Here is a 12,039-nt window from a genome sequence, read left to right on the forward strand (position 1 = left end):
CAACAACAATAGCATCCCAATAGATCCCCAATAAATACCCAGGAGATCCCTGGGAGACAATGTCGCAGGTGACAAGCCTGAATTTAACCGCTAGGCTGTAAGCCAACAGTAACAACAATGAAAAGGAGGTGATCTAATGTCTAGTGATATTCGGAATCTATCAAATAACCTGGTTGGGTATTCTGGATGTGAGAGCAGCCTCTCGCGTCGCCGTTAACCAACATTTTTGAATACAGGTTATTTCGATAGCCAATCACGTAAAGGGGGATTCATCCCCCTTTATTTGTTCTGATCTTGGTTAATTTGCGGCGTTATAGGCATTGATGGCGCGCATCAGATCGTCGCGTTCCTTGCAATTGAATGAACATTGCTTTTTCAACTTGGCAAGATTTGCTTTGGCTTTGTCTGGTTGCTTTAATGTTAGATATAGTTCGCCTTGATATTCCAATGCACCTGCATGTTCGGGATCAATCGCCAATGCTTTGTTATAGGCATCCATTGATTCATCATAGCGCTTGCTTTTGCGCAGGGCAAAACCGGTATAGTTCCATGCATCGGCATTTTTCGGATTCTGCATTGTTTCAAGCGCAAGCGGCACCAATGCTGCCTCGAACAGGTTACGGTTGATCAGTTTGATGGCTTCACGCAATTCCTTGCTATTGTTAGCGCCTTGGGTGCTATAGCCAGTTGTGCTTGATGATCCAGAGTCACTGCCTGCCGCAAACGTCATGGTGCTGGCGCATGCGATCAGAATGGCCAGCGCGCCAGCAGTGAAAACTCTGAACATCGTGGTTTGAAAAAACTGCTCTTGGTTATTTGTCGTTATTCTCATAGTTACCTCACAACTGTTTACGCTTCGGTTTTGCCACCTGCGGCAATCCAATCACCAATCCCACCAACATTCGCAACATGTTCATACCCCATGTCTTTAAGTGTTTTGCCCGTAAGCGCGGCCTGACCACCTGCGGCACAGATCAGAATGATGTCAGCATCCTTGGCCAAAGCCGGGTTATGATGCGGTGTTGAATCATCAGCAGCAAATTCGATAAAACCACGATCGATGCGTAAAGCACCGGCAATTGTACCACTTTCGTCAATCGCCTTGCTGGCGCGCACATCGATAAACAGGCTGTTGCCTGCTTCATGTTTGGCAATGGCGTCTTGCGGACTGATTTTCGGAACAACCGCGTTGGCTTCGGCAAGATAATCCTGTGCACGTTTCATTTTAATCTCCCTTGGTTACCACATGCCCAGCTGCGCCAAGCATGTCGTCAATAATGTTACCATTATGAGGTGGGAAGAATGCCCGCACATTCAAGGGTCATAATAAAGTTATTGCGGGATAGTCTTGGCAGATAATGCCGCACGAACATTGCTTAGAAATTGGCGGCTAACTGGCACCATGCGCCCATCAAATAGCTGAAGTGTCGGTTTTCCATTTTGCCGGATCAGAACAGGGTTTGACGAAGTGGATACCCAATGCGACCGATGCGTCTGCATGCCATCGTCCGTATTCATCGCTCCGATGGCATCGCGTAAGCGCATTAATACAAGTGCCTCACCTTTGTCCGTAACAATACGAAGATAATGATCTTCGGCATGCATCGACATAATATTACCACCTATTTCAGGCGGCAATTGGTTCGTTAATAGTTTCGGGTTTGATGCCCCTAATGACAGATCAGTAGATGTGTTTCTGGACACAATGTTATCTGCGCCACCAACTAAAACATAAACCAGAACTGTGACCGATAATGAGATGGCTAAGACCCGAATAAACATGATCTCGAAAGAGACCGTTTCATGCACCATAAATTTAAAACAGGACTGGATGTAAAGTGTTTGGGGAAAGGACGCTATCAGCGCCACTGACATCGCCAGCATCAACCCCATCAGATAGGGTTGACGAGACATTTGTAAAATCCATCGTATAGGAACCGCATCTAGCATCCAAACCGGTAGCACAATAATTATCCATATTCCAAAAGACGCCAGAAAATGCAAATCCTTCATTGCATCAAAGGCTTGTGACACAGATAGGATGAGTGCCAGCAACACCGATCCGACAATATCTTGCATTTGAAAATATGGTTTCAATCTGGCCATTCTTTGAATTCCCTAGATTTCACGACGCGTGAAATGCGTTTTTGTGCATTTCGCGAAAGAAAGAACACACTTAACGAAACAGTCGTTTTTCGTCCAACTGTGCGCTCTTATCATTGCGTTATTAAATAAAAACAAACGCACATGGAGTGATCAAATGAAACAGTATTTACGATTTAGAACAAGATTTTCGTTCAGGTTAACGCTTGCAAGCGCGGCATTACTATTCGCAACCCAATCCTTATCTGCCGCCGAGCTTGTCATCCATATCACCAACAAAAAGGACGTCAACGGCGTCGCTTTCATTGCAATAATACCAGAAAGCGAAGCTGATAAATTCCCTGATGGAAAGGCGTTCTTAACTAAAACCATCGCAATGCAATCGAATGAAAAGACCAAGTTTATTGTCAAAGATATTTCACCTGGTACATACACAGCGAACGGTTTTCTGGATCTCAACGGCAATGAGAAACTGGATTTTAATTTAGTTGGGGCACCAACCGAACCCTACGGCTTTTCCAGAGATGCGCGTGGCCTATTTGGCCCTCCATCCTTTGCCGATGCCGCTTTTACCATAAAAGATGACGGCACAAGAAACCGGCAAACAATCAAGCTCTTTTAAAGTTTAACCGCACGATTAGTCCGCATTGGAGGTTCGTCATGACTAATATACACAATAATCATCTAAGTAGCTTTTCAAGGCGTGATGCGCTTGCACTGGCTGGTGCTGCCAGCTTTGTCTTTGCATCAGCCCATCTTGGTCTTTCATCAGCTTTTGCCGGATACTCGCATCGGCAGCAGGCACTAAACATTCGTCTGCCCGATCAACTGGCATCACAAAACCCCATCATAGAGGGCAAACTGCCTGCTAGTTTGCGTGGCACTTATTATAAAAACGGACCTGCCTTACGACAGGGGTTTTCACGCAGTTACAAACATTGGTTTGATGGTGATGGTTTTATCCAGGCGTTTCGCTTTAACGGAAGCAATATGCAACATCACGGTCAGTTCGTGCATACAGAGAAATACAATGCCGAAAACGACGCTGGTGACTATTTTTTTGATACATTCAGCCATAATTGGGTGGACTCGGCAGTGGCAAGATCATCCGATGAGATCAATGTCGCAAATACAAATATTGTGCATCACGGTGATCGTCTGATGGCATTATGGGAAGCTGGTTCAGCGTGGCAGATCAATCAGGAAAACTTGGACAGCATTGCAAAAGTCAAATGGCATGATGATCTTGCCACGGCCCCCTTTTCGGCGCACCCACATATTGATGATGACGGTAGCCTGTGGAATTTCGGGCAGGTACCGTGGAGCCAAAAAATGATCCTGTATCACATTAACCCAGATGGAAGATTGAACAAATACAATCTACTGGATATGCCAAACACCAGCATGATTCATGATTTTGCGATCACCAAAAATTTCCTGATACTTCTGCTACCACCACTGACATGGGAACTGGATCGGGCAAAAAATAATGCGAGCTTCCTTAATGCACATCAATGGCATGAAGATCGGCCAGTGGAGATTCTGATCGTTGATAAAAATGATCTATCGGTGCTACGCCGACATCACATTCCCACTGCCTTTCATTTCCACATTGGCAGTGCTTTTGAGGCTGATGATGGCACAATTGAACTGGACTTATGTCATTATAAAAATGCTGATATTGTTTTCAATCTACACCTGAATAAAGGTGAAAAGAACCTTGCTTTACCGCCGATGAATCCGCACCATAATCGTGTCACGCTTTCGCCTAATCGGAATGACGGTAAAGTTACAAGAATCCATAATTATGCAAACGAATTTCCGCGCACCGCTTCAGTGGCAGATGGCCATCGAAGCCAGCATAGCTGGTCAATAGGAATAGATACAGAAACTGGATTATTTCGCTATGCATTAGGCGTCAATCTGGAAACAGGCAAAGTAGATCAATATGATTATGGGGCTGATTGTCTGCTTGAGGAGCATATATTTGTTGCTGATAACGACCGCCCAACGATGAACGGTATTATACCGGGATGGTTAATTGGGCTTCATCTTGATTTGCTAGACGGCAAAACCAAACTAGCTGTGCTGGATGCCTATGATCTTGTTGCCGGGCCCCAAGCGATGGTAACATTACCCTATGGTTTACCACCTGGGCTTCATGGCAATTTTGTATCTGCCGCCTAGCTATTGGTTCATTGTAATCTGTTGATTTAGGGTAGCTGAATGTTCCGGCTACCCTAAATCGTTGCACGTAATGTCGTGATATGATCAGGTGAGATGCCACAACATCCGCCAATGATGTCGGCACCCGCCGCAGCCCATTGAACAGCATATTCAGCATAACGTTGCGGGGTAACGTCATGCCGCATTTCATTCAATGTTGAATTTGCATGTTCGTAATCATCATCCATTAACGGAAAGGCATTCGCGTAAACACCAATCTGCAAACCAAGTCCAGTTGGACGTGGCGGTTGCCGATCACGAAATGCCGACACGCATGTAACCGCATCAAGCATAACTTCAGGTTGGGAACAGTTAAACAGCAATCCATCAAGACGCATCGTTGCGATAACATCAAGCAAAGCCGATAGTGGCTCGCCTGAGCGCAAGCGCGGCATAGCTGGTTCAGGTTTAACATCTTCCAAGGTAACCGAAAGCCACAGATCGGCAGCGCAATCAACAAAACAGTCAAGAAACGTTCTGGCCTCAAGCACCGATCCCAATGTTTCAGCCAGAAAAATATCTGCACTTGGTGCCAGATAACGCTGGAATAACTGCATCATCTGTTGCCCCATCTGCGGGTCAAATTTGTCAGGTTCGTATGACCCAAACATTGGCGGGATACTGGCGGCAACTTTAACCTGACGGTCGGCTGCTTCAGCCGCCGCCTGCGCCAAAGTTCCGGACAAGGTCAGAAGTTGCGGCGCAAGTGCATCAAAACGATCCTGGCCAATATGAAAGGGGACAATGGCATAAGAATTTGTCGTGATAACATCCGCACCAGCATCAATGAAGGAATCATGCACGTCACGAACAAATTGCGGCGCTTCCATTAACGCTAGCGCAGACCATTCGGGTTGCCGGAAAGGCGCACCTATAGCGGCTAGCTGACGGCCTAGGCCACCATCCAATATAATCATAATAATCTCCCCCACCAGCGAGATTAAATCTGTACGACCTGTTTTGTCTAGATGTTTGATAGGTTAATTTTGTTATGTTTGACCTGTAATCTTTCTGAGCGATGTTAGATGAGGCAATAGATGTATGATAACGGACTTGCCGAACGCCTGACCGAGCTTGTCGGTGATATGTTCGAGATGGAAGCCACCTATATGTTTGGCGGCTTTGGTTATCTCATGAATGGCAATATCTGTGTTGCAATCTGGAATGATATGCTTGTCATTCGCGTTGGTGCCGATGCCGCAAACGCCTTGATGAACGAACCACATGTCCGCCCGTTTGACCTGACGGGCCGTCCCATGAAAGGCTGGATGATGGTCACACATGATGGCATTGCCGAAGATGAAGATTTGCAACGTTATGTTGATCTGGCGGTATTTTTTACGGGCAGTTTACCGCCTAAAGAAAAAGCCAAAAAAACCCGTAAACGCAAAAAAGCAACATAAACAAAATTTAACCCAGATCAAACCCGCACATGTTCGCAATCGAACGCACCACCGCCGAATTACGTGCCGCAAACGGCAATATGGCAACAGCAATCAGCACCAGAACAGCACTAAGAACCCACAAAATCCGGTCTGGATTCGGCTTTGTTTCATCAGGTTGCGTGTCATTAGACATAACACACCTCGTTCAAGGTATTTATGTTTCGGTTGCGATAATAAGGCGTTTTAATCAAATGCGCATCACGAATTCAAGGCCGCTTTGACTACCCACATACAGGCCAGCTTTTTGCTTATGCAAGGACACCAGCAGATTGCCACCCCCCTGGCTTAGCGCCACGTCAACTCGACTTCCCTGAATGCGGACAATGGTACCAGACGCGTCCTGACCTGTTTCAGTACAGGACAAGGTTACTTTCTGATCAAGTGCAAGCATGGGTTCCTATCCTTTAATCTGTGGTATTGAGGCTACAAATATCCCTACCACAACAGCTAATTCAGGTCGATGGCATGGGCTTTCAGATCTTCTAATTTGCAAACCGCCAGCGTCACCTGATTAGTAGCGGCCAGCCGAACTTTTGGAGCATGGCCTGCCGCACGCGCCTGTTCCCAACGGGCAGCGCACAGACACCATTGATCCCCCGCTTTCAAACCAGGAAACCCATAGTCAGGCATTGGCGTCGATAAATCATTACCCGCGTCCTTGCTATAGGCCAGAAACGTATCTGTCATCACCGCGCATACTGTATGCAGCCCCTGATCGGATGGCCCCGTGTTACAGCACCCATCACGAAAAAAGCCTGTGATCGGATCATGCGAACAGCTGGCAAGAATGCCGCCAAGTACATTTGTCTGCCCGTTTGGGCGTCCCTGACCACCATCCATCATGTCACCTCATTTGCTTCGAGAATAGCGACTTCGCTTTCAATTCGGGTTTCAAGGGTGGACATGAATTGCTTGCGGGTCAAGCCCGGCTCGATCGGGTCAAGAAAGCGCACATTCACCCGCCCGGGAAATTTCATCCAGCTATTGCGCGGCCAGACACGCCCTGAGTCAAGCGCGATAGGCACCACGGTAAAACCGGTTGTGTCATAGAGCGTGAAAACACCTATCTGGTAATCATGGTGCGTGCGCGGCATGACCCGCGTGCCTTGTGGAAAAATCAGAATTGACCGAGGATTGTCACGTATCCGCAATGCCGTCGCGCGCAATTCACGCAATGCTTTCATACCGCCCGAACGGTTTACCGCGATACAGCCCGAACGTAAAAAGAAAAAGCCAATAAAAGGCAAGAACAGCAATTCGCGCTTCATCACCGTGATCGGTGCCCTTAACGCGGCATAGAGCACGATGGTTTCCCATGCCGATTGATGTTTTGCCGCATAGATAACGGTTTCATCAAGATGCATGGCACCCTTGATGTCATGATCGATTCCACAGATGTAAAGCATTCTGGATGTTGTCCAGCCCCAGAAACGCGCCACCCACCACACGACTTGCCGTGGCAGAAGCAATAGCGGCAGAAACAGCACAACGATCAAAGTCGTCATCAGATAAAACAGGCTGTTAAACAAAAATGATCTGAGATAAACCATAGCGTCAAGCTAGTTATAATCGGCAGCAACATCAATGGCGAAAATCAATATCAGCGAAGGTATTTTGAACAAATGACCATAAGCGATAATGAATGGCATATCCGTGCCGAAATGGCACTGGCAGTTGCGATGAAAAACCGGACCTTAATAACTTATGCCGACCTAGCCGAAGCCGCCGCAATACCCACACCGCACCGGATCAACAAATTGTCGGGTTGGCTGGAATCAACAATGGATGATGACCATGCACAATCAATGCCCCTGCGCGCGGCATGGGTGATTTCACGAGCACGCGGCGGTTTGCCTGCGCCAGGCTTTTTCATCAAATGTAAAGAGCTGGGGTTATATGACGGCGCAACCGAAGGGGCGGCAGCCACCGCCTTTCATCTTAATTTGCTGGCCTAGTGTCCAATTTCAATCATCATGCACCAACCTTGATGAAGATATGAAACACGCCAGCAATCGTTTCATTGCCAATCAGACGATGCGACGTGGTTTCACAAAAATGGTCAAAATCCAATGGCGCCGCCGGATCATCAGCAGTCACCGCAAGCACTGTACCCGCGGCCATCATACCGACCTGGCGCCGTGCCTTGAGCACGGGAAGCGGACATTTAAGGCCAGTCAGATCAAGGCTGACATCAGCCGCTTGACGTTGGGATGCAGGATCTATTGGTTTGGTCATAAACAGGAACTTTCGGGAAACGATTGACGTGCCGTGATATAGTAATCCACATATTGATCAGGGCGAAACCATTATTGGTATAATCTATAGCTGATTTTTGCCAATTTTCTTGCCAATCATATGCCAGACAAGCTAGATAATCTGCATGAGCATCTGGGGTATCATAATCGGCGGTACAGCCGGATTTGCAATGGGCGGTCCGATTGGTGCTTTGTTAGGGGCAGCAGCAGGTCACGCGGTTGAAAAACGGCTGACGCCACAACCCGATGGTGACGCGACACGGCAAGTGGCCTTTACCGTCGCCGTGATTGCCCTTTCGGCCAAAATGGCCAAAGCCGATGGCATGGTCACGCGCGATGAAATCGGTGCTTTTCGTAACCGCGTTCATATCCCCGCTTCGGAAGTCAAACAGGTTGGTAAATTCTGGGATCTGGCGCGTAAAACACCTGACGGGTTTCAAGATTATGCCCAGCAGGTAGCCCGCCTGTTCGCGCCGCGCACGCCAGTATTGGAACAGTTGCTGGATCTGTTGTTCCATATTGCCCGTTCAGATGGTGCAATCACCCAACCCGAACAGGAATATCTGGCCGAAGTGGCTCATATTTTTGGCTTTAGCGCCGAAGATTTTGCCCGCTTTGCCGCTATTCATCAAGGCGATGGCCCGTCAGCCTATGAGGTGCTGGCGGTTTCCAAAGACATATCCGACGATGATCTGAAAACCCAATGGAAAAGATTGGTGCGTTCGCATCATCCAGACAAATTAATGGCGGATGGTATGCCCGAAGAATTTATCGCCGCCGCTAATGACCGCCTTGCCGCAATCAATGCCGCCTATGACGCCATTTGCCGTCAGCGCGGAATCAGCTAAATGATCCCCCCGCTTTTGACGCTGGCCAATGCCGGAATCAATCTGGGTGACCGCTGGCTTTTGCGCGGTGCCGATCTGTCGCTTCATGCAGGTGACCGGCTGGCGCTGGTCGGGCGCAATGGCGCGGGTAAATCCAGCCTAATGAAGCTGATGTCAGGGGTTGGCGAAATGGATGAAGGCAGTCTGTGGACTGCGCCTGGTGCCGATATTGCCTATCTGCCGCAAGCCCCAAATATCCCGCTAGGCATGAGCCTGATATCCGTTGTGACCGCGGGGATGGAAACAGAAGCTGGTGACAGACAAGCACATAAAGCCGAAGCGATTCTGATGCGGATGGGGTTGGATGGCAATCGCATGACCGATGGATTGTCGGGCGGCGAAGCGCGGCGCGTGTCATTGGCACGCGCGCTTTATACCGAACCCGATATATTGCTGCTGGATGAACCAACCAACCATATGGATTTGCCCACCATTGAATGGATGGAAGGCATGTTACGCCAGCATAAGGGGGCTTTGTTGGTGGTCAGCCATGACCGTGCGTTTTTGCGCAATCTGGGCACTGGCATTGTCTGGGTGCATGAAGGCAAATTACGCCGCCGCGACGGGCATTTTTCCGAATTTGACGAATGGTCGGAAGGCATTCTGGCCGAAGAAGCCGTCACCCTGCACAAAATGGATCGCCGTATCGCCAGCGAGACCAAATGGTCACGCGAAGGCATTTCTGCCCGCCGCAAACGCAATCAGGGACGGTTGCGCGAATTGCATAGTCTGCGTTCCGAGCGCGCCAAGGCCGGTGGTATCACCGCGCGGACTGTCAAAATGGAAACGGGACCCGCCGAAGGCGGCGGGCAATTGGTGCTGGAAGCGATTGATATAACCGCCAGCGTTCCGGCACCCGACAATGTTGGTACGTCATCGAGCCAAACACTAGACGAAAATGGACGCCGCATTTTGATGCGCCATTTCAATCTGTTGATCCGGCGCAGTGACCGCATCGGCATCGTCGGGCCCAACGGCATTGGCAAATCGACATTGGTGCGGATTTTGCTGGGCATCGGCACGCCTGATGCTGGGCGCGTGCGTGAGGGATTTGGCCTGAACCATGCCTATTTCGACCAGCGCCGCGAAGCGCTGGATCGTGACGCCTCGCCCTGGACAGTGTTGAGCGAAGGCGGCAGTGACATGATCGAAGTAGCCGGACAGCAAAAACATATCACCAGCTATCTGCGCGATTTCATGTTTGAAGATGTGAAAATGACCCAGCGCGTGGCGACATTGTCGGGCGGTGAGCAAAACCGCCTGTTGCTGGCCAAGCTGTTTGCCAGCCCGCATAATTTTCTGGTGCTGGACGAACCAACGAATGATCTGGATCTGGAAACGCTGGAACTGTTGCAGGAAGTGATCGCCGATTATGACGGCACCGTGCTGATTGTCAGCCATGATCGCGATTTTCTGGATCGGACAGTGACGGGCCTGCTGGCTTTTGAAGGCGATGGCAAGATTGTTGCCCATGCTGGCGGCTATTCGGATTATCTGGAACGCCGCAAACGCGCCACAGAGCGCGCAAATGAGCGGGCGCTAGAACATGACGAAGGACGCAGTGCCAAAGGTGGTGGCAAAGGCGCGCGCAAATCGAAAGCGGGTAAAACAGGCAAAGATGACGGCGGATCAAACAGCATGCGGGCACCGCGCCTGAGCTTTAAGGATAAGCACGCGCTGGATACGCTGCCGGCTGAGATAGAGGCGCTGGACGCCGAAATTGACAAGCTGGAAGCCGTGCTTGGCGATCCGGATTTATTTACCAAAGACCCGGATAGATTTGCCCGCACCGCCGATGCGATCGCCACCCTGCGTAGCGACAAAGACGATAAGGAGCTGGCTTGGCTGGCGGCGGCAGAAAAAGCCGAAAAGCTGGGCGGGGATTGATCCCATATCAAAAATTCAAAACTAAGAACCGCCGTCGCGCCGTTTGATATACTCTTGACACTCTCTTGCCGCGTTTTTCCATTCCTCTATAGCAACATTTTTACCTTTGGCGAAGGGAGCCGAAAACGAATGGCATTCTATGATGCAGGGATTTGTAATCTCAGAAAATAAAAAACTTCTAAGACTTTGCGCTTTACTGCCTGCTAAAACCACAGCCGGATTTGTGAACAGCTTCAATGCCTTCACAAGATAGGCATTAGCGCATCGTCTCCGATCCTTAATTCTAGGCTCTGTTTTAAACGTACAATGAACACTGTTCGTCAGCCATGCATGTTTTAGCTGTTCGTCTAAATTTTCCTGTGACTCAGGAAACACCCAATCAAGAAATAATTTTAAATTCGGATGTATGTTCCGCGGCTCTGATTGCATATACTGGTCACTTAGCATGAGTTCCAAATCGCTGTCTGGATCACCTGTATATTTTTCATCATAAATTGGTGTGGTGGGTCCATTGCTGACGATAACAACTTTTACGTCATCAAGATTTCCTTTTGCACCGCCAAAGGCACGTGGCGCATATCCGTTAGTAGGGCAATAAATTGCCCCATCACAAATTTCAGCACTACCCGCAAGGGTAAACGTTTCAAGATGCGGGCAACGTTGCATATCGCGCAATATTTCAATCAACTGATTATCCTGCTGAAATGTCATTTTAGCCTCCTCTTGCATTTCAATCAGTGATTGTTTTTACGATTAATAAACTACTCAAACATCAATCTGTATCAACTGACAGTCCCCCGCCATATTGACGGCGGCGGGGCGGTATCGGTATAGTGGCGGCCTGTCAGATGGCTGGATGGCTGCTGCTCTTTTTTCGTAAAAGAGGAGAGGAAAGTCCGGGCTCCACAGGATCAGGATGCCGGGTAACGCCCGGCGGGGGCAACCCTAGGGAAAGTGCCACAGAAAAGATACCGCCATGGCGTGCCATGGTAAGGGTGAAATGGTGCGGTAAGAGCGCACCGCCGGTCTGGTAACAGAACGGGCATGGTAAACCCCATCCGGAGCAAGACCATATAGGGACAAACGCCATGCAAATGGCAGGTGCGATCCTGCATCTTGTCCGGGTAGGTTGCTAAAGATGTCTGGTAACAGGCATCGTAGATGAATAGCCGTCACCGCCAGCGCACGCTGGCGGCACAGAACCCGGCTTATAGGCCATCTGACAGATTTTTCAGG

The 12,039-nt window shown here is 49.1% G+C and carries 16 protein-coding genes and 1 other RNA gene; 7 read left to right on the forward strand and 10 right to left on the reverse strand.

What is annotated here, in order from left to right:
* Positions 1-298: 298 nt before the first annotated feature.
* From ABNT28_RS07530 to ABNT28_RS07540, 3 genes are all read right to left on the reverse strand, one after another.
* The gene (locus ABNT28_RS07530) at positions 299-832 is read right to left on the reverse strand and encodes a tetratricopeptide repeat protein (RefSeq protein ID WP_348721312.1); all 534 of its coding nucleotides are present in this window, start codon (positions 830-832) and stop codon (positions 299-301) included.
* A gap of 17 nt (positions 833-849) precedes the next feature.
* Positions 850-1,224, reverse strand: coding sequence for a rhodanese-like domain-containing protein (locus ABNT28_RS07535; protein ID WP_332924610.1), 375 nt, complete (start codon positions 1,222-1,224; stop codon positions 850-852).
* Positions 1,225-1,332: 108 nt separating this feature from the next.
* A complete protein-coding gene (locus ABNT28_RS07540) occupies positions 1,333-2,106 on the reverse strand; it encodes a LytTR family DNA-binding domain-containing protein (protein ID WP_332924611.1) in 774 nt (257 codons plus the stop codon).
* Between the two features lie 154 nt (positions 2,107-2,260).
* On the opposite strand from ABNT28_RS07540, the gene ABNT28_RS07545 reads away from it, so the two are divergent.
* The gene (locus tag ABNT28_RS07545) at positions 2,261-2,725 is read left to right on the forward strand and encodes a DUF2141 domain-containing protein (RefSeq protein WP_332924612.1); all 465 of its coding nucleotides are present in this window, start codon (positions 2,261-2,263) and stop codon (positions 2,723-2,725) included.
* Positions 2,726-2,763: 38 nt separating this feature from the next.
* Entirely contained in the window at positions 2,764-4,290 is a 1,527-nt protein-coding gene (locus tag ABNT28_RS07550; RefSeq protein WP_348721315.1) for a carotenoid oxygenase family protein, read from the forward strand.
* Between the two features lie 53 nt (positions 4,291-4,343).
* On the opposite strand, the gene ABNT28_RS07555 is transcribed toward ABNT28_RS07550, so the two are convergent.
* A complete protein-coding gene (locus ABNT28_RS07555) occupies positions 4,344-5,246 on the reverse strand; it encodes a homocysteine S-methyltransferase family protein (protein ID WP_348721316.1) in 903 nt (300 codons plus the stop codon).
* A gap of 120 nt (positions 5,247-5,366) precedes the next feature.
* Here ABNT28_RS07555 and ABNT28_RS07560 point away from each other — a divergent pair, with 120 nt between their 5' ends.
* Positions 5,367-5,732, forward strand: a complete 366-nt coding sequence (locus tag ABNT28_RS07560; RefSeq protein WP_332924615.1) for a TfoX/Sxy family protein — start codon at positions 5,367-5,369, stop codon at positions 5,730-5,732.
* Between the two features lie 7 nt (positions 5,733-5,739).
* Here ABNT28_RS07560 and ABNT28_RS07565 read toward each other — a convergent pair whose 3' ends face one another.
* Genes ABNT28_RS07565 through ABNT28_RS07580 form a run of 4 tightly spaced genes read right to left on the reverse strand, consistent with a single transcriptional unit; the run spans position 5,740 to position 7,324 of the window.
* Positions 5,740-5,907 carry a hypothetical protein gene (locus ABNT28_RS07565; protein ID WP_332924616.1) on the reverse strand — a complete coding sequence of 56 codons (168 nt, stop codon included), beginning with the start codon at positions 5,905-5,907 and terminating at the stop codon, positions 5,740-5,742.
* 54 nt (positions 5,908-5,961) lie between these two features.
* Positions 5,962-6,165: a hypothetical protein gene (locus ABNT28_RS07570; protein WP_332924617.1), complete on the reverse strand. Its 204-nt coding sequence runs from the start codon at positions 6,163-6,165 to the stop codon at positions 5,962-5,964.
* Positions 6,166-6,221: 56 nt separating this feature from the next.
* Positions 6,222-6,614 carry a DUF2237 domain-containing protein gene (locus ABNT28_RS07575; protein ID WP_332924624.1) on the reverse strand — a complete coding sequence of 131 codons (393 nt, stop codon included), beginning with the start codon at positions 6,612-6,614 and terminating at the stop codon, positions 6,222-6,224.
* On the reverse strand, positions 6,614-7,324 hold the full coding sequence (locus tag ABNT28_RS07580; protein WP_348721317.1) for a lysophospholipid acyltransferase family protein: 711 nt from the start codon (positions 7,322-7,324) through the stop codon (positions 6,614-6,616). The genes ABNT28_RS07575 and ABNT28_RS07580 overlap by 1 nt, the downstream gene beginning before the upstream one ends.
* Before the next feature lie 72 nt (positions 7,325-7,396).
* Between ABNT28_RS07580 and ABNT28_RS07585 the strand changes: the two genes are divergently transcribed.
* Positions 7,397-7,729 carry a hypothetical protein gene (locus ABNT28_RS07585; protein WP_332924619.1) on the forward strand — a complete coding sequence of 111 codons (333 nt, stop codon included), beginning with the start codon at positions 7,397-7,399 and terminating at the stop codon, positions 7,727-7,729.
* Positions 7,730-7,745: 16 nt separating this feature from the next.
* Here the strand turns inward: ABNT28_RS07585 and ABNT28_RS07590 are convergent, their stop codons facing one another.
* Complete coding sequence (locus tag ABNT28_RS07590) at positions 7,746-8,009, reverse strand: sulfurtransferase TusA family protein (RefSeq protein ID WP_332924620.1); 264 nt, start codon at positions 8,007-8,009, stop codon at positions 7,746-7,748.
* 145 nt (positions 8,010-8,154) lie between these two features.
* On the opposite strand from ABNT28_RS07590, the gene ABNT28_RS07595 reads away from it, so the two are divergent.
* The gene (locus ABNT28_RS07595; protein ID WP_332924621.1) at positions 8,155-8,877 is read left to right on the forward strand and encodes a TerB family tellurite resistance protein; all 723 of its coding nucleotides are present in this window, start codon (positions 8,155-8,157) and stop codon (positions 8,875-8,877) included.
* Complete coding sequence (locus ABNT28_RS07600) at positions 8,878-10,803, forward strand: ATP-binding cassette domain-containing protein (protein WP_332924622.1); 1,926 nt, start codon at positions 8,878-8,880, stop codon at positions 10,801-10,803.
* A gap of 21 nt (positions 10,804-10,824) precedes the next feature.
* Here the strand turns inward: ABNT28_RS07600 and ABNT28_RS07605 are convergent, their stop codons facing one another.
* The gene (locus tag ABNT28_RS07605; protein WP_332924623.1) at positions 10,825-11,514 is read right to left on the reverse strand and encodes a hypothetical protein; all 690 of its coding nucleotides are present in this window, start codon (positions 11,512-11,514) and stop codon (positions 10,825-10,827) included.
* A gap of 133 nt (positions 11,515-11,647) precedes the next feature.
* Here ABNT28_RS07605 and rnpB point away from each other — a divergent pair.
* Positions 11,648-12,030, forward strand: an RNA gene (rnpB, locus tag ABNT28_RS07610) — RNase P RNA component class A.
* Positions 12,031-12,039 lie beyond the last annotated feature (9 nt).

The sequence above is a fragment of the uncultured Candidatus Puniceispirillum sp. genome (genome assembly GCF_963979125.1).
Taxonomy (GTDB): Bacteria; Pseudomonadota; Alphaproteobacteria; order Puniceispirillales; family Puniceispirillaceae; genus Puniceispirillum.